This is a genomic window from Actinomadura rifamycini DSM 43936, from assembly GCF_000425065.1.
Classification (GTDB): domain Bacteria; phylum Actinomycetota; class Actinomycetes; order Streptosporangiales; family Streptosporangiaceae; genus Spirillospora; species Spirillospora rifamycini.
In genome coordinates this window covers 189,243-210,833 of sequence record NZ_AULB01000010.1, presented here as the reverse complement: position 1 = coordinate 210,833, position 21,591 = coordinate 189,243, and the positions used below count along the sequence as shown (strand labels likewise).

Genomic DNA, 21,591 nt, shown 5'->3' with positions numbered 1-21,591 from the left:
CATGCGCGCGGCGGAGACCCGGCGTACATCCCGTGGCGTACGCGCCCGTGCCCCGGGGCCCGCGTACATCCGCCGCGGTAAGGCAGATGCCATCCCCGTCCCGACGCCCGCGACGTGCGGCTCGAGCACGATTCCGGGCATGAACATGATCTTCTGGTCGCTGCGGCTGACGGCGACCGCGCACCTGGCCGGGGTCCTCGGGCAGGCGGCGCTGGCCGGGCTCTTCGTCACCGGCGATGTCGACATGCTGACGTGGCACCGCAACAACGCCGGGGTGACGCACGCCCTTCTCTACGCGCAGCTGGTCGCCGCGGTCCTGCTGTGGCGGCCGGGGCGCGGCCCGGCCTGGCCCGCCTGGGCGAGCGCCGCGCTCGTCGCCGCGGAGACGGTGCAGGTCGCCGTGGGCCAGTCCCGGATCCTCTCTTGGCACATGCCGCTCGGTATGGCGATCTTCGGAGCGTCCGCGCTGCTGGTGGCGTGGACGTGGCTGCGGTCGCCGCGGACGGTGGCGTCATGATCTCCCGGCGGCGTTTCCTGGGCGGTGCCGCGGCCGTGGCCGGTGCGGGCGTCCTGGCCGGCCGCGTCCTGACGGCCTCCGAGACCACGGCCGAACTCCTCACCAGCGCACTTCCCCTGCCCGAGCCGTTCACGCTGCCGCTCCCCGTGCCGCCGGTCGCGCGCCCCACGCGTCCCGGCCTGTACGAGGTGGTGCAGCGGGCGGCGAAAGCGGAGATCGTTCCCGGGACGACGACCGAGGTCTGGGGCTACGACGGGCGTTTCCCGGGGCCCACGTTCCGCACCCGGAGGGCGGAGGCCGTCACCCTGCGGGTGCGCAACGAACTGCCCGTGCCCACCTCGACCCACCTGCACGGCGGCGTCACCCCGCCCGAGTCCGACGGCTACCCCACCGACCTGGTCGTCCCCGCCGGCCTGGACTTCCGGCCGTCCGGCGGCCATGCCGGCCACGGGCATCACGGGCATCACGCGATGAACGTCCCGCCGTCGGCATGGAAACTGCACAGCGCCGCCAGGGACTACCGCTACCCGCTCGACCAGCGCGCCGCGACGCTGTGGTACCACGACCACCGCATGGACTTCACCGGCCCGCAGGTGTGGCGCGGCCTGGCCGGGTTCCTGCTCGTCCACGACGACGAGGAGGACACGCTGCCGCTCCCCAGGGGCGACCGGGACGTTCCCCTGATGATCTGCGACCGCGCGTTCGAGGAGGACGGTTCGTTCCGCTACCCGTCCCTGGACCCGAGCCTGCGGCGGACGCCCGGCGTCACCGGGCCGTACATGGAGGGCGTCGAAGGCGACGTCATCCTGGTCAACGGCGCCCCGTGGCCCGAGCTCGAAGTGTCCGCGGCGCGGTACCGGCTGCGCGTCCTGAACGCCTCGAACGCCCGCCGCTACCGGCTGCGGCTGGCCCCCGGCGGCCCCTTCGTCCAGGTCGGCAGCGACGCCGGGCTGCTCCCGGCGCCGGTGGCGCACGACTCGATCGTCCTCGCCCCGGCCGAACGCCAGGACGTGGTCGTGGACTTCTCCGCCTACCCCGTCGGCACTTCGGTGACCCTGCTCAACACCCTGGGCCGCGGGTCCGCCCGCCAGGTGATGCGCTTCCGCGTCACCCGCCGAGCGCGCGACGACAGCGCGATCCCGGCCCGGCTGTCAGCCTCGCAGGCGCCGGTGCGTCCCGCGAACGCCCCCATGCGGACGTTCGACTTCCGCCGCACCGGCCAGGGCCCCGCCGCCGCCTGGACGATCAACGGCGAGCCCTTCACCCCCGGCACCCCGCTCGCCCGCCCGCGCCTGGACGGCACCGAGGTCTGGCGCTTCGTCAGCGACTTCCACCATCCGGTGCACCTCCACCTCGCCCATTTCCACGTCCTGTCCCGCAACGGCCGAGCGCCCCGCCCCACCGACGGCGGCTGGAAGGACACCGTGGACGTGCGCCCGTACGAGGTCGTGGACGTCCTGGTGCGCTTCTCCGGGTTCCGCGGCCGCTACATGATGCACTGCCACAACCTCGAACACGAGGACATGGCCATGATGGCCGACTTCGAGGTCACCTGAGCCGCGCCCGCCGACCAGACCCGGGGGTGACGAACATCGGAACGAAAAGTCCCATCAAGAGCGTGCGGTCGAGCTCGCTAGCGTGACTTTTCGTTCGGATGTCTCTCGCGCGGGGATTGGAGCAGGTCAGGATGTGAGTGTGGTCTCGGTGATCGCGGGCCGTGGTTCGGGAACGTCGGGCTCGATCTGCTGGATGCCGGTCGGTTTGAGCTCGGGCACGTATTTGTAGATGGTGGAGCGGCTGACGCCCAGGAGCCGGGCGATCGAGGAGATGGTCGCGTCGGGCTGGGTGAGCAGTGCGCGGGCGTGCCGGACCTGCTCAGGCGTCATCGCGGGCGGCCGGCCGAGCCGGACGCCGCGGGCCTTGGCGGCGGCCAGGCCCTCGTTGGTGCCCTTCGCGTTCGGCGTCCTTGCCGGACTTCTTGTCGGCGAAGATTCGCATGCAGCCGGCGGCTTTCAGCGCGAGGGTCTGCCGGTCGAGCCGCTGGTCCTTGGTGGAGACCCGGGCGTAGCCGACGAGCGCGCCGGTGAGGATCGCGGGTTCGGCGCCGAAGAGGTCGTCGGTCTGGCGGATCGCCGCGGAGGGTTCGGAGCCGTCGGGCAGGGGCGTCACACCGCAGAAGTGCAGGGAAAACGGTGCCGTTGGAGTTGTTGAACATCCCGAGTTCTCAACACGTTTCTCGACACATGCGCGCCCGGTGGCGGTTCGTGAAGAGGAGTTCGAGCGGGGTGTTGTAAATCGATTTCCAACACCCCCGCCGGGAGCGGAGGCGTTGCCGCCGTTCGCCGTTGCGATGCGAGCCCGCGTGGTTCCGGTCAGGTTCGGGTCGGCATGGTCGTGAGCTGGTGGACGAGAAGGTCGATCACGGCTCGTTTGCCGGCGTCGTTGTGCCGGTGGGTGAGGAGGCCTTCGATGACGAAGGTGCCGATCGCGGTCATGGCGGGGAGGTCGGCTTCGGCGGCGCCGGCGTTGCGGAGGTCGTCGGCGATCAGGGTGTCGGCGAGTTCGTGGAAGCCGGTGTGCCAGGCGTGGACGGCGGGTGAGGCCGGGGCGCGGGTGTGGACGGTGTTGACGAGGCCGTGCAGCCGTTCGAGCTGGTCGACGGCCCATAGGAGCCGGTCGCCCAGCGGCCGGTCGGCGATGGTCGTGTACTGGGCGAGGGCTTCGGTGAGCAGGCGGTCCAGGACAGCGATGAGCAGGTCGTCCTTGTCGCGGAAGTACCAGTAAATCGTGTTGACGGTGACGCCGGCGTTCTTGGCGATCTGACCCATGGACGCCGACTCGTAGCCGTCGTGGATGAACAGCCGCTGGGCGGCGACGAGGATCTCCTCGCGTTTCTCTTCGCGGTCCTGGGGGCGTCGGTTCCGGGGCACCCCCACACCCTATCTTGAACGACCCTCAAGAAGACGCTAGGTTTCTTGAGGACCATTCAAGACATGAGATGGGACCTCCATGGAGACCGACCACGCGGCTGCCGAGCTGCTCGGGCTGGACACGACCGGGCTGCTGGCGTTCTTCGCCACGTTGCCCGCCCCGTCCATCGAGGAGATGGACGGGGAGTACACCGCCCGGCTGCTGGCCCAGCCCAGCGTGTTCGCCTCGGTGACCGGGCGCGGCACGGTGTCGAATCCGCTGGCACGGTGGCTGTGCAAGGCGTTCCGGCCCGTCGACGGCCAGACCGGGCGGGGTTACAACACCTTCCGCCAGTTCGGCCGCATCCGGCAGCGCTATGCGATGCACACGCTCATCGCACCGTCGCGCTATGACGGCCGTCCCGCCTACACGCTGGTCTATCGCGCCTACGCCTCGATGTGCGGGGCGATCAACATGGTCGACGAGGTCCGCCGCGCGGCACCCGGCGTCTACCTGGGCATCGGGACGTGGGGATTCACCGCACGTCAGCGCCGCGTCCCGCTGCCCTTCCTGCTCACCGGCCCCGTCGGCGCCTACCGCGGTGACGTCGGCGCCGCCCGCCGCGGCTTCACCCCGGGCCCGCGTGAACTGCCCGGCCGAAAGGAAGTCGCCCAGTGACCAGGTGGCTGCTGTACGGCGCCAACGGCTATACCGGTGAGCTGATCGCCCGGGAGGCCCGCAAGAGAGGCCTGGAACCAGTCCTTGCCGGCCGGAACCTCACGGCGGTCAAGCCGCTGGCCGAGGACCTCGGCCTGGAGTACCAGATCTTCGACCTGCGTGACGCCGACGCGCAACTGTCCGGCATCGACGTGGTGCTGCACTGCGCCGGGCCGTTCTCGGTGACGGCGGCCCCGATGATCGACGCGTGTGTGCGCACCCGCACCCACTACCTCGACATCACCGGCGAGATGGACGTCTTCGCCTACGCCCGCGAGATCGACGGCCAGGCTCGGGCCGCTGGTGTCGTGGTCTGTCCCGGAGTCGGTTTCGACGTCATCCCCACCGACTGCCTCGCGGCCGCCCTCCACCAAGCCATGCCCGATGCCACCGGTCTGCGGCTCGGATTCGACCTGCCGCTGGCGCTGTCCCCGGGGACGGTCAAAACGATCCTGGACGGGATGGCCGCCGGAGGCCGCGCCCGCATCGACGGCCAGATCACCCCGACCCCGCTGGGCGGACGCACCGCCCGCATCGACTTCGGCAACGGCGCCAAACCCGCGCTCGCCTTCCCCGCCGCCGACCTTCACAGCGCCCACCACAGCACCGCGATCCCCAACATCGAGGTCTACCTCCCGATGCCCTCCCTGCTGATCCGCGGCACCCGGATCAGCAGGCGGTTCACCAGGCTGCTGGCCCGTCCCGGTGTCCGCGCCGCCGCGCACAAGCTGATCGACAAGACGGTGAAGGGCCCCGACGCGAACGAACGGGCCACCAGCGCCGCCTACGTGTGGGGCGAGACCACCGACGCTGCCGGCCGGCGGGCCACCGCCCGCATCACCACGGCCAACCCCTACCGGCTCACCGTCGACGGCGCCCTCACCGCCGTCACCGACCTCCTCGCCGCGCCCGCGCCCCGCCCCGGCGCGCACACGCCCGCGACCCTGTTCGGCGCCGACCTCATCACCCGGCTCCCCGGCAGCGGCCCCCTCACCATCACCGCCCCCCACGCGATCGAAGGAACCCCACAGTGACCACCCCCCGCACCGCGCTCATCACCGGCGCCTCCGCCGGCATCGGCGCCACGTTCGCCCGCCACCTCGCCGCCCGCGGCTGCCAGCTCCTGCTGGTCGCCCGCCGCACCGACCGCCTCCAGGAGCTGGCCGCGGAACTGACCCGGCAGCACGGTGGGCGGCGCTATGAGGTGTTCGGCGCCGACCTCACCGACCCCGCCGCCCCCAAGGCGATCATGGACTACGCGGACGCCCAAGGCCTGGACATCGACGTCCTCATCAACAACGCCGGCCTGTCGGGCAAGACCGCGTTCGCCGACACCCCCTGGGACACCCTGGCCGGGGAGATCCAGCTGATGGTGACCGCCCAGACCGAACTCGCCCACCTGGTCATCCCCGGCATGAAGAAACGCCGCTGGGGCCGCATCGTCAACCTGTCCTCCGTCGCCGCGTTCGCACCACCCGCAGCCAGCCTGCTCTACACCGGCATCAAGTCCTACGTCCTCAACACCTCCCAGGCCCTGGACATGGAGCTCAAACCGCACGGCATCCACGTCACCGCCCTGTGCCCCGGCTTCACCCACACCGAATTCCACGACGTCATGGGCACCCGCGACAGAGCCAACCACCTCCCCCGCATCCTGTGGCAGCAACCCGAAGCCGTCGTGGCCGAAGGCTGGAAAGCCGTCCAGAACGGCAAACCCGTGTGCATCCCCGGCCTCGTCAACAAGATCTCTGCCGCCGCCATGAAACCCCTGCCCATCCGCCTGAGCTACCTCGCAGGACGCACCCTCAACCCCTTCAAGAACAACTGAACCCCCTCACCTGCGTGCACCGGCCGCCGGCCTGGCCCGCCGCCAAGCCCGACCACACCCCGGAGCTCATCGGGGACTTCTCAGACACCCGAGGACGAGAAGGTCGAGGCGAGCGGCGGCCTGGCGGCATCGGACGGCGGGGACGAGGAGGACGCCGTCCACTCCACCGCCGGATCCCGGCGACAAGACCAGAGCCCTTGCCTCCCGGCGACCCGGCGGCGGATCCATGAGCAGGCACTACGACTGGTCTTCATCCCAGTCGGGCTGGTCGGTGTCGCGGAGCGCGCGGACGCCGGTGGGGCCGAGGTCGGGCCGGCTGAGGGAGTTGGTGCCGTTCACGTTGATGTGGCGGCGGGCGAACGGCGACAGCCGCGCGACGTCCTCTTCCAGCACCGGGTAGCCCTGGTCTTTCAGCTGGTCGAGGGCGGCGTCGATGTAGAGCCATTCGTTGACGCGGGCCGCGTTTGAGCCGTTGGTGCCGCACTCGACAGCGTGGCGCCTGCGGTACTCATCGCGTCCAAGGCGGTGTAGCCGGCGGCTCGCACCGCGCACGGACCAACTCCTCCAACGCCACGTTGATCAGGTCGGCCGGGTTATCCTTGGACCGCACCGCCTTGCGCATCGCGGTCCCGGCCATCTGCCGGGCCCGGGCTGCCTCGTAGGACACCCCAGCCGTTACCGCCCCCATTTCGACGCCGATCACCCTAACGATCAACCGTCAGGCCGTGATCCCTTTTTGGCGTGTTCCGGCCCCCCGGCAGGGGTGTCATTGGCTGGGTTGGGTCACCCGTTGCGGCGGTACGGGCGGTGTTGATAGCAGGTGATTTTGGAGTTCGCGGTGGCGGAACTGGTAGGCGATGCCCGCGGTGCGGATCAGTCCGGCATCGGTGTAGCACCAGTTCAGGAAGCGGCCGAGGCGTAGGGGGAGACGCCGTTTCATGCAGATCAGAAGCATGAGATAACGCGCTGACGCAAGTCCGGCGGGCCTTACCGTGAACCCACTGAAAGCCCAGATAATAGCCCCGTACGCGAGCCCGTACGTGAGCCCGCCGGTGAGCCCCTCTGTGAGCTCGTCGTCGGCGAGGACGAACGTCAGCCCGAACGTGAGCCCGCCCGTGAGCGCGACCGCGAGCCCACCTGTGAGCCCGCTTGTGAGCCCGCCCGCGAGCCCGAACATGAGGCCGATCGCGAGCCCGAACACGAGCCCGTCGTCGGCGAGCCCGCCTGTGAGCCAGTACGTGAGCCCGAACATGAGCCCGAACGTCAGCCCACCCGTGAGCCATCTGGTGAGGTCTTGACGGATAAGGTCGCGGGAATCTGCCCTGGCGCTTGTGTCGGAGGGGTCGAGCCCGTACGTGAGCCCGACCGTGAGCGCGACCGCGAGCCCACCCGTGAGTGCGACCGCGAGCCCGTACGTGAGTCCATTCGCGAAGTCCGCGAGCACGGGCGCGAGCCTGCTCGCGAACTCCGGGAACATGTCCGCGAACCCGTCAGTGCGCCAGTCCTCGAAGGCCTCCATGAGTAGGGGCACGAGCCCGCCCGTGAGCGCGTCCGCGAGCACGGTCGCGAGCCCCAGCGCGGGTCCTGCCACAAACCCGATCGCGAGCCACTTGGTGATTTTTCGGCGGCCGGAGCGAGTTTTGAACCGGGACAGATCCAGGCGTGTGGGGGCGGGCCGCGGGTGTGCCCAGGCGAAGATCCCGGGGATCAAGGCGAAGATCACGGCGCACCAGGCGGCGGTCGGTGCTGGATAGTAGCCGTCTGTGGTGACTATGGCCAGCATCGTGGTGATCGGTAGAGCGGTGAGGAGGACGGCGAGGAGGGAGGTGAGGATGCGGGGGCGGTTTCCGGCGATGGGCCAGAGTTCGTGCAGGACGATGTCGGTGTTGGTGTCGAGGTGGCGGGCCAGGACGGTCAGCCATGTGTGGACCTGGTCGGGCCGATAGCGGTGGGGGTTGCGGTTGTTGAGGGTGGTGTTGGCGACGGAAGCGGGGATGAACTGTTGCAGCAGGTGGTGGTGGATGGCGTCGGGATCGTCGTATCCGGTGAGGTCGGCGGGGTCGCGAATGTAGTCGCCGGTGTCGGCCGATCGCTGCTGGTAGACGGTGACGGCCAGGGTCAGTCGCCAGGGGGTGTTCAGGGCTCGGGCCAGGGGGTGGGCGGGCTGCTGGAGGGCGTGCAGGACGGGGTTCCAGCGCGGGACGTGGTCGGGACCGGCGTGGGAGGCGATGAACCGTGCGGCCTGGTCGGCGGTGACGGGGGACAGGTCGACGCGGACGGCGTCGCGGGCCTGGGCCTGGCCGCCGGTCAGGGACTGATACTGGCCGGTGCGGCAGGTCAGGATCACTGGAGCCTTGTCGCGGCCGTGCCGGTAGCGGTTGAGCTTGTCCAGGGTGCGGCCGGCGGCGGAGTTGTAGCCGGGCCGGTCGGTGCGGTCCATCTCATCGAGCCCGTCGATGACCGGCAGCACCATGGCGTCGCGCACCAGTGCCCGGGCCGTGGCCGAGCGCAATCCGAACGTCCGGATCAGGTGGTCGACCAGCAGGTCCTGCGGTTCTGGCCCTAGGTCCCGCTTGCCGGTCCGGGGGTCTTTCCGCCCTGTCCCCGGGTCCCAGGCGGTGGCCGAGATCCGCACCGGCACCGGCTCGTCGGGTTTGCGCGCGTCCAGCAGTCCCAGGATCAGCTCGATCGCCAGGACGGTCTTGCCTGCCCCGGGCTCCCCAGTGATGACCAGCCGCTGCGGACGAAGGTCCAGAAAGTAGCCGACCACATCGTTGAGCGTGCCGGTGTCGGCGGCGCCGTCCACCTCGTGCTGGACGGTCAGGGCGAACCCTACATCGATCGTGCGGGCGTCATCGCCCAGCAGCTGCCCGAGCTGCTGGGCCTCCCTTTCCCGCACCAGACCGGACAGGTCGTCGGCCCGGGCCTTGGTGTCGATCTCACCCAGACGCAGCGCCCGGTAGGCCAGCACTCCCGACGAGGTCGAGACCCCGAGTGAGATCAGCGCGATGAACGCACTCAGGCCATCGGTGCCGCCACCGAACACCTTCGTGTTCTTCGCCGCCAGGACGAACGCCGCTGCCGCGGTGACCAGAAAGATCCCACTTGCGATTCCCCAGAGACGACCCGATCGGCGTTTACTCGTAACCCGAAAGAATGCACCCACCTACGGTAGGACGGCGCACACCAGCCGCCGGTTCAGGACAAACCCCGCGCCATGAGCGCCGGGGCTTGACGCCCAATTGACTCGGCAACGTTATGTGTCACATCCGCTTTGCGGAAGTCACCGCCGTGCCCGTCGTCGACTTCCCCGGCCGCCCGGCTCGACGCCACCTTATTCCGGCCGTCCCCCATGCTTGCCCGTCACCAGCAGCTCCAGCTCGTCCTCCAGCGCCGTCCAGTGCTCGACAAGCTCGTCCATCCCGACCGGTTGCCGACCCATGGGGCCATTTCATCGCCCCCAGGCCACGCAGGCCCGATCACGCCGAAGGCGCCTCGTATGCGTCGGTGACGCATCCATCAACGGCCGTCGGTGGTGGGGGAGGAGTCGCGGTGGCGGGCGAGGATGCGGGTGAGGTCGGTGACGGGGGAGGAGGCGAGCTTGTGGTTGGTGTCGTCGTACCCGCGGGTGGTGCGCGGGTCGGCGTGGCCGGCGAGGTCCTGCACCTTGGCGAGCGGGACGTCGTTGCCGAGCAGGGTCGTGATGACGGTTCGGCGTCCGCTGTGCGGGCTGAGCCTGGACGCGGCCGGCAACTCGGCGAGCCGGGCCTGCCTGCGCAGGATGTTGGTGACGTCGCGCTGGGTCAGCCGCTTGTCACCGGTCTTCGACCGGTCGAAGGGGTGCGGGGTGGTGACCAGCAGCGGCCCGGGCGGGCACGAGCCGCCGTGCCTGCCCGCGCGGACGGAAAGGTACGCGTCCAGCACCCGGCAGAGTTCACCGTCCAACCGGACATAGTCGCGGCCCTCGGGCCCCTTGCCCTTGGCGCTGTGCCACAGCACGCGGTACCCGGCTTCGGTGCTGAGGTCCGTCAGATCCGCGCTGGTGAACGCCGATACCCGTAGCGCCGTGTAGAACAGCAGGGCGGTGACGGCCGCGTCGCGCCATGCGGCCTCGGTCCCCTGGTCGACGGCGCGGCGCTCGGCGGTGTCGAGGAGCAGCGCGGTCTCGGTGACGCTGAGGGTCGGGGCTTTGCGCGCCGACGCGGCGATCTGCGCGCTGGTCGGCCGCTTGACCAGCACCGTGGGGTTCCGCTCGGTGACGTCGTTGGACTGCAGATACGTGTACCAGGACGAGACGGCCGCGAGTCGGCGTGCCCGGGTCGCGGCGCTCGGCGGGCGCGTCCGGCCGCGGACCTCGACGGTCATGGACGCCGACCAGTCGTCGATGTCGGCGCGGCGCGCGGCGCACGGGTCGAGCCCGGTGCGGGCGCAGTAGTCCAGCCAGACGGCGAGGTCCCGGTAGTAGGCGCGGCGGGTCGCGTCGCTGCTCTGGCTCCGCAGCCACGCGGCGGTCAACGCGCGCAGACCGTAGCGGTCGCCGGGCTCGTCGGGCGGCAACGCGGGCAGGAGCGCGACGGCCTGACCGATGGGCTCGGGCGTGAGCCCCGCGGCCGATTCCGCGGCGGGGGGCGGCGCCGCGGCGGGAACGAGCATCGTGCCTTCGAGCGGCGCCCCCGCCAACGGTTCGGGCCCCGCCTCGCCGGTGCCGCTCGGGAGGTCGGTCGTGGGTGGCTCGCCGCTCGTGATCATGCACACCAGGATAACCGTCATTATCCCGGAGCCTCCATCGTTTCACTATTACGCGTTTAGCGTGTCGCGTTAATCGTTAAGCGTGTTGCGAAGCGAAAATGGGCTAAGGTGTCGCGGGTGAGCAGCGATAGCAGCGGTGACAAGGCCGTCGACGAGTTCGTGGGCGCCGAACCGGAAGCCTCTGTGAGCAGTGCCCCACCGGTGCCCAGAGCGGCGGTGGAGAGCGACGGCCTCGAGTCGCCGTCCGGGGCTTCGGTCATGAACGACGGCCCGGGTGTGGGGTTCGTCCCTGAGCCCGGCGGAGGAGCCGCCGAGACGCCGGTGCGGGCGTCGGCGGGGGAGTGCGCACTGGCGGGCTGCACCGAGCCGCTCCCCGCGCACGGCCGCGGCCGGCCCCCGAAGTACTGCAGCAAGGCACATGCCGATCAGGCCAGCCGGGACCGCCGTGCGGCCGACGCGGCCGCGGTGGACGAACCGCTCCGCCAGGCCGAGGCGCTCGCGCAGCAGGTGCCCACGGCCATCGGCGTCCTGCAAGACCAGTTGAGCCGCCTCCAGGAGTTTCTCGCCAAGGCACAGGACGGGGCTCTGGCGCGGGTTCGGCGCGCGGAAGCGGAGGCGACGGCGGCCCGGCAGGCGGAGGCCGACGCCGAAGCCCGCGCCCTGGCGGCCGACAAAGCGCGGGAGGAAGCGGTCGCCGCCGCCGAGACGGCCCGCGCCGCGCAGCGGGCCGCCGAGCAGGCCGCCGCCCGCGACCGCGCGGCCCTGGAGCAGGTCCGCGTCGACACCGCCGAGGCGATCGCGGCGCACCGCGTCGCGCTCGACGCCGCACGGGACGCGCAAGCCGCCGCCGAGACCGCCCGCGACGCCAAGGCCGCCGAACTGCGGGACGCCCGCGACGCCCACCAGCAGGAGCGCGCCCGGTTCGAGGCCGCCGCACAAGCCCAGACCGAGCGCTCGCAAACTCTCCAGACCGAGTTGACGCACAGCGCCGCGGCACTGGCGAACGTCCGAGAGGCTCTGGTCGCCGCGCAGAGCGAAACCCGTGCCCAGCAGGCAAGGGCCGACGCCGCCGAGCAGGCCCGCGAGGACGCCCTACGCCACGGGCGTGAGGCCGGTGCTCGAGTCGACGCCCTGGAACTCCGCCAGCAATCCCTTCAAGCCGCGGCCGCGAAGGCGGCCGATGAGGCGGCCGCCGCGCAGAGCGCGCTCGCCGCCCGCCAGGCCCTCTGCGACCGACTCGAGACCGACTTGGCGGCCGCCCGCGCCGACGCCTCGGCACAACGCGAACGCGCCGTCCGAGCCGAAGCGTCCCTGAAGAAGGAGGACCAGGACCGCGCCGCTCTCGCCGACGGAGATGACCGAGACGGCAAAACCCCCGCCGCTTCCCCCGAAGACCCAGCCACAACCTGATGCCTCTTCGGGGGGGCGGCGAGGTGATGCTGGGACGCCGCGAGCTGCGGCATCAGCCACCGTGCAGGTCCTTCGCGCTGGAAGCCGCCCGGGGCCGACAGCTTCACACCCGACGCCGCCTGCTCGGGGTCGGGAAGGGTGTCGCGGCCCAACGCAAGATCCACTGATCACGCCGCCTTGTGGCGTGGCCTTCTAGGTGGGCGGGAATCCCCTGGTCCGGTTTCAAGACCCCGGCCTTCAGCCACGCTCGAACAAGTTCCCTGGCGGGGAACCCTCCGAGCGCTTCCAGCAGGCCGTCGTGATCGATCCGGTCGGACGCCGTCGTCAGGGCCTCGTCCAGCACTCAAATCCGCCGCGTTGCGCGGATGCCTCGTTTCCTCCGGCCTCGGTTCCGGCCGGCGGGGCGTGGTCAGAGTTCGAGTCCGGTGAGGTCGAGGGCGGCCAGCCGGTCGCGGTCGGACAGGATCTCGATCGCGGTGATCTTGTCGTCGGTGACCGTGAAGCTCATGACCGAGAACCGTTCGCCGTCGAGGGTGTTGACCAGCCCGGCCGTTCCGTTGACCAGCACAGGGAGGCTGGTGGTCAGGGTCGCCATGCGGTGGAAGGTGGCGGCCTGGCCGGCCACCGCCTCGCGGCCGCGCAGGACCCGCATGCCGCCGGGCAGGGCCGCGCCGCCGTCGGCGCGCAGCACGACATCGGGGTCCAGGACGGCCACCAGCGCGTCGAAGTCGCCGCCGCGTGCGGCGGCGAGGAAGGCGTCGACGACGCGGCGCTGGGCGGCCGGGTCGGGTTCGGGCTCGGGTGCGGTGCCCTGGACGCGGCGGCGGGCGCGGCTGGCGAGTTTGCGGGCCGCGGCCGGGGTGCGGTCGATGATCGGGGCGATCTCCTCGAACGGGAGGCCGAACATGTCGTGCAGGACGAAGGCCAGCCGTTCGGGCGGGGTCAGCGATTCCAGCACCACCAGCAGCGCCAGCCCGACCGAGTCGGCGATCAGCGCCTGCTGCTCGGGGTCGGCGGCCGGTTCGCTCACGATCGGGTCCGGCAGGCGGGCCTCCAGCGGGGTCTCGCCGCGGTGCGTGCGGGAGCGCAGCATGTCCAGGCAGATCCGGCCGACGACGGTGGTCAGCCATCCGCCGAGGTTGCCGATCTGGCCGGTCTCGGAGCGGGCGAGCCGCAGCCACGCCTCCTGGACGGCGTCGTCGGCCTCGGTCAGGGAGCCGAGCATCCGGTAGGCCACCGACTTGAGGTGCGTTCGGTGCTCTTCGAATCGTTCGGCAAGGAAGTCGCGCTCGTCCATGATCGCCTCTCATCATCGCCTGCCGGCGCCGGTACTCACGACGTTGACGAACCGCACGCGGCCGATGTGACGCACGCGGCCGGTCACATTCGCCGCGACCCGTTCGTCATGGCTGCGATCAACGACGAACGGAGCAAACGATGAGCGAGTTCGAGATCTGCGGGACGGTGGCCGACGGTTACGAGGCGGTGCGCGAGGAGTTCGCCGCCGCGGTGGCCGCCGAGGACGGCGAGTCCGGGGCACAGCTGGCGGCGTACGTGCACGGCCGCCGGGTGGTGGATCTGTGGGCCGGGGACGGGGTCACCGGCGACACCCTGACCGGGGTGTACTCCTCGACCAAGGGCGCGGCGACGCTGGTGGTGGCGCTGCTGGTGCAGGACGGCGTCCTCGACCTGGACGAGCCCGTGGCCGGGTGCTGGCCGGAGTTCGCCGCCGCCGGGAAGGGCGGAATCACGTTGCGGGAGGTGCTGTCGCACCGGTCCGGGGTGATCGGTGTCGACGGCGGGCTGACGGCGGACGAGCTCGCCGACGACCGGGTGATCGCCGAGAGGCTGGCCGGGCAGCGTCCGTACTGGCGGCCGGGCACCGCCTACGGCTACGGCGGGTTCGTCTCGTTCGCGATCGTGGGCGAGGTGGTCCGCCGGGTCACCGGCCGCTCCCTGCAGGAGGTGTTCGAGGAGCGGGTCCGCGCGCCCCACGGGCTGGACGTCCACCTCGGGCTGCCGAAGACGCTGGAGGACCGGTACCGGGAGGTGCTGCCGGGCCTGGCGACCCCGGAGGAGCTCGCCGCGTTCTGGGCGAACGTCCCGGGCCCGCACAGCATCACCGGGATCGGGTACGGCCTGAACTCCACCCCGCCGCTGGACCAGGTCGCGTTCATCAACACCCGGCGGGTGCGGGCGCTCGGCCAGGCGTCGGCGGGCGGTGTGGGCAGCGCGCGGGGGCTGGCCGCCATGTACGCGGCGGCGGTGTGCGGGCTGGACGGCCACGCCCCGCTGCTCAAGCCCGACACCCTCGGCGGGTTCGCCATGCTCCACTCGGTCGGCGGTGACCTGGTCGTCGGCCCGCAGGGCCAGTACGCGTTGGGCTTCCAGGCCAAGGGCCTGCGCTACCCGTTCTTGAGCGCCGAGGCGTTCGGGCACGGCGGCTCGGCGGGCTCGGAGGCATTCGCCGACCCCCGTAGCGGCATCGCCTTCGGCTACACCCGCCGCCGCTTCTCCTTCAACTGGTCCTACCCCGAACACGACCGGCTGGCCGCCGCCGTCCACCGCGCCGCCGCTCACTGAGGAGATCCCGATGACCTCGCGAATTCGAACCCGTCCCGCGCGGGAGAAGACCGGCCTGGCGCTGCTGGTGATCGCGGCGGCGCAGCTGCTGATCGTGATGGACGGCACCATCGTCACCGTCGGCCTGCCCGTCATCGGCTCCGGCCTGGGCATCGCACCGGCCGATCTGGACTGGGTCCTGACGTCGTACGCGCTGGCGTTCGGCGGGATGCTGCTCGCCGGCGGCCGCGCCGGTGACCTGTTCGGACGGCGCCGACTGTTCCGGGCCGGGCTGGTGGTGTTCCTGCTGGCCTCCCTGCTGGGCGGGGTCGCCCAGGACGGCGCCACACTGATCGCCGCGCGCGTGCTGCAGGGCGTGGGCGGCGCCGTCATCGCGCCGGCCGCGCTGTCGCTGCTCGCCGACACCTTCCCCGCGGGCCCCCGCCGCAACAAGGCGCTGGGCGTGTACGGGGCGATGGGCGGCCTGGGCTCGGTGGTCGGCCTGCTGCTGGGCGGCGCGCTGACCGAGTACCTGGGCTGGCGCTGGATCATGTTCATCAACGTCCCCATCGCGCTGGCGGTGCTGGTGGGAACGCTCGCCCTGGTCCCCGGCACCCGCGAGCGCGGCGGCATCGACCTGCCCGGGGCGGTCACCGTCACCCTCGCGCTGGGCTCCCTGGTGTACGCGATCAACCGGGCGGGGTCCGACGGCCCGACCGACGGGCTGACCCTGGCGTTCGGCGCGATCGCGCTGGTGCTGGGGATCGCGTTCGCCGCGATCCAGCGCAGGGTGCGCGCACCGATGCTCCCGGCCGGCGTGCTGGCCGACCGCGGCCGGCTCGGCGCCAACCTGGTCATGCTGCTGATGGGCGCGGGCCAGCTGGCCACCTTCTACTTCCTCACCCTCTACATGCAGTCGATCAAGGACTACTCGCCCATGGTCACCGGGCTGGCCTACCTGCCGTTCGCGATCGGCATCGGCATCGGCTCCGGCGCCATCGGCCCGCAGCTGCAGGCCCGCACCTCGCCCCGCGTCGTCCTGGCCGGCGGGATGGGGGTGGCCGCCGCCGCGATGGTCTGGTTCAGCATGCTCACCCCGGACCAGAACGCCCTGGCCGTGCTGCTGCCCGCCCAGCTGGTCGCGGGCATCGGCCTGGGCATCGGGTTCGTGGCGGCCACGATCGGCGGCGTGCGGGACGTCGCCCCCGAGGACGCGGGGATCGCATCCGGGCTCATCAACACCAGCCAGCAGGTGGGCGGCGCCCTCGGCCTGGCGGCCCTGGCCAGCGTCGCCGTCAACGCCACCGCGGGCCGGCCCGCCGGGACGCCGCTCCCCGAGGCGCTCACCCACGGCTACACCGCCGGGCTGCTCGGCGCGGCCGCGTTCTACCTGGCCGCCGTCCTGACCGCCGTCCTGCTCATGCGACCACGCCCCGGCCGTCGCGACCGGCCGACGGCCGCGCCCGAGCCGGCGGCCGCGCAGGCGGCCGTCCCCGAGCGGTGACCCGACCGCGAACCGGTGCCGCCCACCGGTCACATCCGAACCCTGCCGTCCGTCATACCGGCACCGCATCACCGAAGATCGAAAGGGACCGCACCATGACCACCGCCAATGCCGCGACCGAGTCCCGACTGCCCAACCCCGCCGTGCTCGTCCCCGAGCTGGGCGAGATCGGCCAGGCTCTGTTCAGGGCCGTCGGCAACGACTCGGTCCCGCAGGCGACCATCAGCCTGGTGCAGCTGCGCGCCGGGCAGATCGTCGGGAACACCTACCTGACCGTCCTGCACACCGGCAACCTCCGCAAGGCCGGGCAGGCCGAGGAGCGGATCACCGCCGTGGCGTCCTGGCGGGACGCGCCGTACTTCACCGGCGCCGAGCGGGCCGCGCTGGCGCTGGTCGAGGCCGTCCTCACCCCCGACCCGCACGGCGAGCGCGTCTCCGACGAGTTGTACGCGCAGGCGTCCGCGCACTACGACGACAAGGCCCTCGCCACGCTCACTATGGCGATCGGCCAGGTCGGCTTCTTCATCCCCCTCGCCCTCATCGGCAAGCCCCTCCCCGGCGTGGCCCCCGCGCAGCAGTGGAGGCGGTAGCCCGACCGGTCCGGTGAGGGCGCCTCACCCCAGGCCCCGGCACTAGCGACCACGACCCCTGGCAACTGAACCGTTCTGCCTTGTGCGGCTACCCGGCGGGTAGCCGCACAAGGCAGTCCTGCGAGACAGCCCCCACGGGTTGAGCAGGGAGAGGGGACGAGGGCTCCGGTGTCGGTCTTGTCGGTCGATGACCGCTTTACCGGAGACCTCGCCGCGTCCGGGGCATGGGCACGCCGCCGCTCATCTCGCGTCGGCGCAGGCTCTAACCCAGGTGCCGGGTGAAGAACTGGGCGGCGGCTTCCCCTGCGAACTGCGGGACGCCGGTGTGGCCGCCCATGTTGGCGTGCAGCGTCTTCTCCTTGGAGCCGAGGGCGTCGAACAGGTCAAGGGCCACCTGCCGGTCGTTGCCTTCGTCGTCCCACTGCAGGAGGACGTGCAGGGGGATGGTGACCTGGCGCGCCTCCTCGAAGATGGCGCGTGGCACGAAGCTTCCCGCGTACAGGACGGCGGCCGCTATGCGCGGCTCCACGACCGCGAGCCGGACGCCGATGCTGATCACTCCTCCCGAGAACCCGACGGGGCCGCCGATCTCGGGCAGTTCGAGGAGTGCGTCCAGGGCGGCCCGCCATTCCGGGACCGCCTTGTCGACCAGCGGGAGGACGAGCCGGTCGACGAGCTCGTCCTCGACCGGTTCGCCGGCCTCGAGCGCTGCGCGCAGGTCGGCGCGGGCCTGCTCCGCGGCGGCGAAGCGCGGCCGGTCGCCGGCTCCGGGGAGTTCGATGGCGGCCGCGGCGAAGCCGTCGGCCGCGGACCGCCGGGCACGGGCGGCCAGCCGGGGGTACATCGCGCGCAGCCCGCCGGGGTGGCCGACCAGGACCAGCGGGGCCGGGGCAGCCGCGGACGCGGGGGTCCACAGGATGCCGGGGATCTCGTCGAGGGTGAACTCGCGCTCGAGGACGCCGTCGTCGAGGCGCCGTTCGGAAGTGAAGCGCATGGTCGTGCCTTTCGGGGAGTGCTCATGAACGGCGCTCCCGGACGACCTATCGCCCGACCGTGACCCCGGAGGGGAGCACCCATGTCGATACAGCGTTCACGGGTACCACCTCCTCGTTCTCTGGCACGGCCTCCGGAAAGATAGCAGTGGTCGCCGCAGGCCGCCAACAGGTTTTCGAGTAGACGGCCGTGGCCGATGGCATCCCGAAGTATTCGTTGACAAGAATATTCTCTATGGAGAATACTTCGCCCCATGGACGCACCGCTTCTCGCCGCGCTGGCGGATCCGGCTCGCTGGCGGCTCGTGAGCCTGCTGGCCGAGCGGCCCCGGTCCGTCGGCGTCCTGGCCCGGCTCGCCGAGGCGCGGCAGCCGCAGACGACCAAGCACCTGCAGACGCTCGAACGCGCCGGCGTCGTCACCTCCCAGCGCTCCGGGCAGCGCCGCGTCTACGCGCTGCGGCCCGGCCCGCTGCGGGACCTGGCGGTCGCGCTGACCCGGCTCGCGGACACCGCGGACCGGGCCGGCGGCCCCAACGAGACCTTCGACCGCTACGGCGCCGGCCTCGACGCGGAGCGGCGCGCCGCGGAGGCGGACCGGTGGGCCGACGGCCGGTCGTTCCGGTTCGTCCGGTCGCTGGAGGCCCCCGGCGAGCCGGTCTGGCGGCACCTGACCGAGGAATCCCTGCTGGCCCGCTGGTGGGCGCCCGACGGACTGCGCGTTTCCGAGCTCGTCTTCGAGGCGCGGCCGGGCGGGCGGATCGTCCTCGAGTACCGCGACCTCGAGGACGCCGACGGCTCGGACGCGGCCGTCGGACGGGCCGAAGGGGTCGTCGAGGACGTGCGGCCCGGGGAGCGCCTCGCCTACCGCTTGTCCCCGCTGCTTCCCGGCGGCGGCTTCGCCTTCACCGCGCACATCGCCTACGAGCTGCGGCCCGTCGGCACGGGCACGCGTTTGGAGGCCCGGTGGCGGCTCGCCGACAGCACCGTCGAGTCCGCCGATTCCATCGCCGGCATCGAGATCGGTTTCGGCCAGAGCCTCGACAAGCTCGCTGCGGTGCTGGCCGCCGGTGCGTAGCGACCGCCCGGCACGACATCCCGGTGCAACACCCGACATGAGGAGCCCCCATGGGACGACTGATCATCAACGTCGCCGTGACCGTCAACGGCGCTTTCGAGGCACCGGCGGCCGAGCCGCAGGGGTGGCTGGTCACCGATCCCGGCAGCATGCAGGCCGGGCTGGAGATGTGGCTGGCGGCCGACGCCATGGTCGTCGGCCGCACGGCCTACGAAGGGCTGGCCGCCGTCTGGCCCGGGCTCGCCAACGTCCCCGGCTTCGAGGCGTACGCGGCCCGGATGAACGGCATGCCCAAGTACGTCGCGTCCCGGTCGGCGACCGGACCGCTGGGCTGGAACGCCACCCTGCTGGACGGCGACCTCGCCGAGAGCGTGAGCCGGCTCAAGGACGAGCACCACGGCAACCTGATCGTTCCCTGTGCCGGGGAACTGGCGCGCGAGCTCCTCGCCCGCGATCTCGTCGACGAGCTGTGGTTCAACGTCAGCCCTTACCTGTGGGCGACGGGCCCGCGGATCTTCGACGGGATCGGCCCCGTGCGGCTGGACCTGGTGAGCACCACGACGTTCCCTTCGGGCGTCGTCCGCCTGTGCTACCGGCCCGTCCCGGCCGGCGTCCCGTCCACCGGGTGACCCTCGGGACGGGCAGCCGGGCTCAGCCCCAGGTCTGTCCGGCCGGTTCCTTGATGGTGCGGTTGATCCGGTTGAAGAAGTTCGTCAGCGCGATCTCCAGGTTGATCGCGCCGATCTGCTCCTCGGTGAAATGGGCGCCGGCCTCGTCCCAGATCGCGTCGGTGACGCCCTCGGCGCCGTCCTGCAGCCGGGTGGCGGCCTCGGCCAGCGCCAGGGCCGCGCGTTCCGCGTCGGTGTAGAAGGGGCCGCGCCCGCAGGAAGGCGCAGGCCGCCCAGGCGTCGGGGGACGGCGGGGGACGACGCGAGGTGGTGCAAGCCTTCCTGGCCGCGGCCCGCGACGGTCGGTGCGAGCGGTTGCTGCAGGTCCTCGACCCCGAGGTGAGGTTCACCGTCCACACCCCGGACGGACGGTTCGTCACGCTCGGCGCCACCGACGTCGCCTCCCGCGCGCGAGTGGCCGGGGGCGCGGCGCGGGGACGTGCGGCGACGGTCGACGGCCGTCCCGGCGTCATCTCCTGGAGCGAGGACGGCACCCCGCTCTCCCTGCTGGTCTTCACCGTCTCCGGCGGCCGGATCACCGAGATCGTCGCCGTGGTCGACCCGGCGAAGCTCGCGCTCATGGACCTGCCGGACCCGGTGTGACCGCCGGACGGACGCGAGCGCGTCGGGGTTCAGGTGCGGAGTTCGCCGTCGAGGACGGTGAACGCTCGGCCGGCGAGCTCGACGCGGTCGTCCCGGAGCGTGACGCCGACGAGCCCGCCGCGGGCGGACGCCTGGTAGCCGACCAGCTCGGTGCGGCCGAGGCGCTCGCCCCAGTAGGGGCCGAGGGCGCAGTGGGCGGAGCCGGTCACCGGATCCTCGTGGTCGCCGGGCAGCAGGTCGGCGGCGAAGAAGCGGGAGACGAACGCGTACTCCCGGCCCTCGTCGGCGGCGGCCGTGACGATGACGCCGCGGACGTCCAGGCGGGCGAGGGCTCCGGTGTCGGGGGCGAGGCCGCGGACGGCGGCCTCGTCGGCGACCTCCACCAGCAGGTCGCCCAGGGACGTGCGGCCCACCCGGAGCGGCCGGGCGCCCAGCATGCCGGCCAGGCCGTCCGGCGGTCCGGTCTCGGTGGTGGGGCATGCCGGGAAGTCCATGCGCAGGCCGCCGTCGTGGCCGCGCGTCACCGTCAGGACGCCCGAGTGCAGGGTCCGGAACCGGATCGGCCGCGCGGCGGCCGTCCCGGTCTCGAACAGCGCGTGCGCGGTCGCCAGGGTGGCGTGCCCGCACAGGTCGACTTCCGCGGCCGGGGTGAACCAGCGGAGTTCGAAGTCGGCGTCGGGCGCCTCGATCGGACGGACGAACGCGGTCTCGGAGTGCTTCATCTCGGCCGCCACCCGCTGCATCCAGCCGGGCTCGGCGGGCCCGTCGAGCAGGCAGACGGCCGCGGGGTTCCCGACGAAGGGGCGGTCGGTGAAGGCGTCCACGACGAGCATGCGCATGCCGCGATGCTATCGGCGCGGGCGGCGCCGTCCGCGGCGACCGCCCGGTGGGGGCGGCCGTCGCTAGCGCGGTTCGCCGAACGTGCGCCCGTCGGCGGCGAGCGTCTCGCGGAGGACGTCCACGGCCTTCGGGCCGATGCCGTGCATCGCTCGCAGTTCGGCTTCGGTGAGGTCGGCGACCTGGGCGAGCGTGGTGATGCCGGCGGCGGTGAGGGCGCGGGTGGCGGGCCGTCCGATGGCCTTGGGCAGGTCGCCGACGTCGCCGGCCGTCGCGGTGTCCGCGGCGACGGCCTGCGCCACGAGGCGCTTGGGCGCCCGGGACAGCCAGGCACGGCGGACCCAGTGGTTGAGTCGCTGCCCGTCGATGTCGGCGAGCGGGACGCGGACGCCGGCCGCCCTTCCCCGGTCCGACAGCCGCCCGGCTCCCGGGAACGCGGCGAGGAACGCGTCGGCCTCGGCCGGGGGGAGGTGCAGGCGCGCTTCGCCGTGGTCGCCGGTCGATGCGAAGCGCTTGCCGTGCACGACGAACGCGGTCGTGCCGGAGCCGGTGCGCTCCTCGCCGGTCTCCGGCAGGGACAGGGCGGTTTTGCGCAGGTGGGCGGACGTCGTCACGCGGGCTCCTTCGG

General features: G+C 72.1%; 23 protein-coding genes. 13 read left to right on the top strand and 10 right to left on the bottom strand.

Features of this window, described 5'->3' with window-relative positions; genetic code table 11:
- Nucleotides 1-139: 139 nt before the first annotated feature.
- Together H505_RS0109660 and H505_RS0109655 are read left to right on the top strand one after the other, a co-directional pair.
- A complete protein-coding gene (locus H505_RS0109660) occupies nucleotides 140-517 on the top strand; it encodes a hypothetical protein (RefSeq protein ID WP_034517310.1) in 378 nt (125 codons plus the stop codon).
- Nucleotides 514-2,073, top strand: coding sequence for a multicopper oxidase family protein (locus H505_RS0109655; protein ID WP_026401805.1), 1,560 nt, complete (start codon nucleotides 514-516; stop codon nucleotides 2,071-2,073). The genes H505_RS0109660 and H505_RS0109655 overlap by 4 nt, the downstream gene beginning before the upstream one ends.
- Nucleotides 2,074-2,199: 126 nt before the next feature.
- On the opposite strand, the gene H505_RS51530 is transcribed toward H505_RS0109655, so the two are convergent.
- From H505_RS51530 to H505_RS0109640, 3 genes are all read right to left on the bottom strand, one after another.
- On the bottom strand, nucleotides 2,200-2,403 hold the full coding sequence (locus H505_RS51530) for a helix-turn-helix domain-containing protein (protein WP_034517309.1): 204 nt from the start codon (nucleotides 2,401-2,403) through the stop codon (nucleotides 2,200-2,202).
- Nucleotides 2,393-2,686: a recombinase family protein gene (locus H505_RS51525; protein WP_026401804.1), complete on the bottom strand. Its 294-nt coding sequence runs from the start codon at nucleotides 2,684-2,686 to the stop codon at nucleotides 2,393-2,395. Before H505_RS51525 ends, H505_RS51530 begins: the two co-directional genes overlap by 11 nt.
- 203 nt (nucleotides 2,687-2,889) lie before the next feature.
- Entirely contained in the window at nucleotides 2,890-3,447 is a 558-nt protein-coding gene (locus H505_RS0109640; RefSeq protein WP_026401803.1) for a TetR/AcrR family transcriptional regulator, read from the bottom strand.
- Nucleotides 3,448-3,526: 79 nt separating this feature from the next.
- Between H505_RS0109640 and H505_RS0109635 the strand changes: the two genes are divergently transcribed.
- The 3 genes from H505_RS0109635 to H505_RS0109625 are packed head-to-tail and all read left to right on the top strand — an operon-like array spanning nucleotide 3,527 to nucleotide 5,972.
- A complete protein-coding gene (locus H505_RS0109635; protein ID WP_026401802.1) occupies nucleotides 3,527-4,105 on the top strand; it encodes a hypothetical protein in 579 nt (192 codons plus the stop codon).
- Nucleotides 4,102-5,178 (top strand): saccharopine dehydrogenase family protein, encoded by a 1,077-nt coding sequence (locus tag H505_RS0109630; protein WP_026401801.1) that lies wholly within the window; start codon nucleotides 4,102-4,104, stop codon nucleotides 5,176-5,178. The genes H505_RS0109635 and H505_RS0109630 overlap by 4 nt, the downstream gene beginning before the upstream one ends.
- The gene (locus H505_RS0109625; protein ID WP_026401800.1) at nucleotides 5,175-5,972 is read left to right on the top strand and encodes an SDR family NAD(P)-dependent oxidoreductase; all 798 of its coding nucleotides are present in this window, start codon (nucleotides 5,175-5,177) and stop codon (nucleotides 5,970-5,972) included. Before H505_RS0109630 ends, H505_RS0109625 begins: the two co-directional genes overlap by 4 nt.
- Nucleotides 5,973-6,209: 237 nt before the next feature.
- Here the strand turns inward: H505_RS0109625 and H505_RS49765 are convergent, their stop codons facing one another.
- The 3 genes from H505_RS49765 to H505_RS0109605 form a co-directional block, all read right to left on the bottom strand.
- Nucleotides 6,210-6,524 carry a Tn3 family transposase gene (locus tag H505_RS49765; protein WP_157432951.1) on the bottom strand — a complete coding sequence of 105 codons (315 nt, stop codon included), beginning with the start codon at nucleotides 6,522-6,524 and terminating at the stop codon, nucleotides 6,210-6,212.
- A 214-nt stretch (nucleotides 6,525-6,738) separates the two neighbouring features.
- The gene (locus H505_RS0109615) at nucleotides 6,739-9,018 is read right to left on the bottom strand and encodes an NACHT domain-containing protein (RefSeq protein ID WP_026401798.1); all 2,280 of its coding nucleotides are present in this window, start codon (nucleotides 9,016-9,018) and stop codon (nucleotides 6,739-6,741) included.
- Between the two features lie 473 nt (nucleotides 9,019-9,491).
- The gene (locus H505_RS0109605; protein WP_169528812.1) at nucleotides 9,492-10,721 is read right to left on the bottom strand and encodes a tyrosine-type recombinase/integrase; all 1,230 of its coding nucleotides are present in this window, start codon (nucleotides 10,719-10,721) and stop codon (nucleotides 9,492-9,494) included.
- Between the two features lie 117 nt (nucleotides 10,722-10,838).
- On the opposite strand from H505_RS0109605, the gene H505_RS40925 reads away from it, so the two are divergent.
- On the top strand, nucleotides 10,839-12,131 hold the full coding sequence (locus H505_RS40925) for a hypothetical protein (RefSeq protein ID WP_051300482.1): 1,293 nt from the start codon (nucleotides 10,839-10,841) through the stop codon (nucleotides 12,129-12,131).
- A gap of 409 nt (nucleotides 12,132-12,540) precedes the next feature.
- Here H505_RS40925 and sigJ read toward each other — a convergent pair whose 3' ends face one another.
- On the bottom strand, nucleotides 12,541-13,428 hold the full coding sequence (gene sigJ, locus H505_RS0109590) for an RNA polymerase sigma factor SigJ (protein ID WP_026401795.1): 888 nt from the start codon (nucleotides 13,426-13,428) through the stop codon (nucleotides 12,541-12,543).
- On the opposite strand from sigJ, the gene H505_RS50555 reads away from it, so the two are divergent.
- The 4 genes from H505_RS50555 to H505_RS0109575 all read left to right on the top strand — a co-directional run bounded on the left by H505_RS50555 (nucleotide 13,387) and on the right by H505_RS0109575 (nucleotide 16,787).
- A complete protein-coding gene (locus H505_RS50555) occupies nucleotides 13,387-13,572 on the top strand; it encodes a hypothetical protein (protein WP_169528808.1) in 186 nt (61 codons plus the stop codon). The genes sigJ and H505_RS50555 overlap by 42 nt on opposite strands.
- Nucleotides 13,569-14,714: an EstA family serine hydrolase gene (locus H505_RS0109585; protein ID WP_026401794.1), complete on the top strand. Its 1,146-nt coding sequence runs from the start codon at nucleotides 13,569-13,571 to the stop codon at nucleotides 14,712-14,714. Before H505_RS50555 ends, H505_RS0109585 begins: the two co-directional genes overlap by 4 nt.
- Nucleotides 14,715-14,724: 10 nt before the next feature.
- Nucleotides 14,725-16,197 (top strand): MFS transporter, encoded by a 1,473-nt coding sequence (locus H505_RS0109580; RefSeq protein WP_026401793.1) that lies wholly within the window; start codon nucleotides 14,725-14,727, stop codon nucleotides 16,195-16,197.
- A gap of 95 nt (nucleotides 16,198-16,292) precedes the next feature.
- Nucleotides 16,293-16,787, top strand: coding sequence for a carboxymuconolactone decarboxylase family protein (locus H505_RS0109575; protein WP_026401792.1), 495 nt, complete (start codon nucleotides 16,293-16,295; stop codon nucleotides 16,785-16,787).
- A gap of 262 nt (nucleotides 16,788-17,049) precedes the next feature.
- On the opposite strand, the gene H505_RS0109570 is transcribed toward H505_RS0109575, so the two are convergent.
- Nucleotides 17,050-17,781, bottom strand: coding sequence for a hypothetical protein (locus H505_RS0109570; RefSeq protein ID WP_026401791.1), 732 nt, complete (start codon nucleotides 17,779-17,781; stop codon nucleotides 17,050-17,052).
- 252 nt (nucleotides 17,782-18,033) lie between these two features.
- Here H505_RS0109570 and H505_RS0109565 point away from each other — a divergent pair, with 252 nt between their 5' ends.
- From H505_RS0109565 to H505_RS40920, 3 genes are all read left to right on the top strand, one after another.
- Complete coding sequence (locus H505_RS0109565; RefSeq protein WP_026401790.1) at nucleotides 18,034-18,855, top strand: metalloregulator ArsR/SmtB family transcription factor; 822 nt, start codon at nucleotides 18,034-18,036, stop codon at nucleotides 18,853-18,855.
- A 50-nt stretch (nucleotides 18,856-18,905) separates the two neighbouring features.
- Nucleotides 18,906-19,484, top strand: coding sequence for a dihydrofolate reductase family protein (locus tag H505_RS0109560; protein WP_026401789.1), 579 nt, complete (start codon nucleotides 18,906-18,908; stop codon nucleotides 19,482-19,484).
- A gap of 306 nt (nucleotides 19,485-19,790) precedes the next feature.
- On the top strand, nucleotides 19,791-20,126 hold the full coding sequence (locus H505_RS40920; RefSeq protein ID WP_211238432.1) for a nuclear transport factor 2-like protein: 336 nt from the start codon (nucleotides 19,791-19,793) through the stop codon (nucleotides 20,124-20,126).
- Between the two features lie 29 nt (nucleotides 20,127-20,155).
- Here H505_RS40920 and H505_RS0109545 read toward each other — a convergent pair whose 3' ends face one another.
- Both H505_RS0109545 and H505_RS0109540 read right to left on the bottom strand, forming a co-directional pair.
- Nucleotides 20,156-20,965 (bottom strand): PhzF family phenazine biosynthesis protein, encoded by an 810-nt coding sequence (locus H505_RS0109545; RefSeq protein ID WP_026401787.1) that lies wholly within the window; start codon nucleotides 20,963-20,965, stop codon nucleotides 20,156-20,158.
- A gap of 63 nt (nucleotides 20,966-21,028) precedes the next feature.
- Entirely contained in the window at nucleotides 21,029-21,577 is a 549-nt protein-coding gene (locus H505_RS0109540) for a hypothetical protein (RefSeq protein WP_026401786.1), read from the bottom strand.
- Nucleotides 21,578-21,591: the final 14 nt, after the last annotated feature.

What these genes read in the sequence shown, in the direction of transcription:
- H505_RS51530 (WP_034517309.1), bottom strand. Translation starts at nt 2,403, where the DNA reads ATGACGCCTGAGCAGGTCCGGCACGCCCGCGCACTGCTCACCCAGCCC.
- H505_RS0109545 (WP_026401787.1), bottom strand. Translation starts at nt 20,965, where the DNA reads ATGCGCATGCTCGTCGTGGACGCCTTCACCGACCGCCCCTTCGTCGGG.
- H505_RS0109660 (WP_034517310.1), top strand. Translation starts at nt 140, where the DNA reads ATGAACATGATCTTCTGGTCGCTGCGGCTGACGGCGACCGCGCACCTG.
- sigJ (WP_026401795.1), bottom strand. Translation starts at nt 13,428, where the DNA reads ATGGACGAGCGCGACTTCCTTGCCGAACGATTCGAAGAGCACCGAACG.
- H505_RS0109575 (WP_026401792.1), top strand. Translation starts at nt 16,293, where the DNA reads ATGACCACCGCCAATGCCGCGACCGAGTCCCGACTGCCCAACCCCGCC.
- H505_RS0109605 (WP_169528812.1), bottom strand. Translation starts at nt 10,721, where the DNA reads ATGATCACGAGCGGCGAGCCACCCACGACCGACCTCCCGAGCGGCACC.
- H505_RS0109565 (WP_026401790.1), top strand. Translation starts at nt 18,034, where the DNA reads ATGGACGCACCGCTTCTCGCCGCGCTGGCGGATCCGGCTCGCTGGCGG.
- H505_RS0109570 (WP_026401791.1), bottom strand. Translation starts at nt 17,781, where the DNA reads ATGCGCTTCACTTCCGAACGGCGCCTCGACGACGGCGTCCTCGAGCGC.
- H505_RS0109580 (WP_026401793.1), top strand. Translation starts at nt 14,725, where the DNA reads ATGACCTCGCGAATTCGAACCCGTCCCGCGCGGGAGAAGACCGGCCTG.
- H505_RS0109635 (WP_026401802.1), top strand. Translation starts at nt 3,527, where the DNA reads ATGGAGACCGACCACGCGGCTGCCGAGCTGCTCGGGCTGGACACGACC.
- H505_RS0109585 (WP_026401794.1), top strand. Translation starts at nt 13,569, where the DNA reads ATGAGCGAGTTCGAGATCTGCGGGACGGTGGCCGACGGTTACGAGGCG.
- H505_RS0109560 (WP_026401789.1), top strand. Translation starts at nt 18,906, where the DNA reads ATGGGACGACTGATCATCAACGTCGCCGTGACCGTCAACGGCGCTTTC.
- H505_RS0109655 (WP_026401805.1), top strand. Translation starts at nt 514, where the DNA reads ATGATCTCCCGGCGGCGTTTCCTGGGCGGTGCCGCGGCCGTGGCCGGT.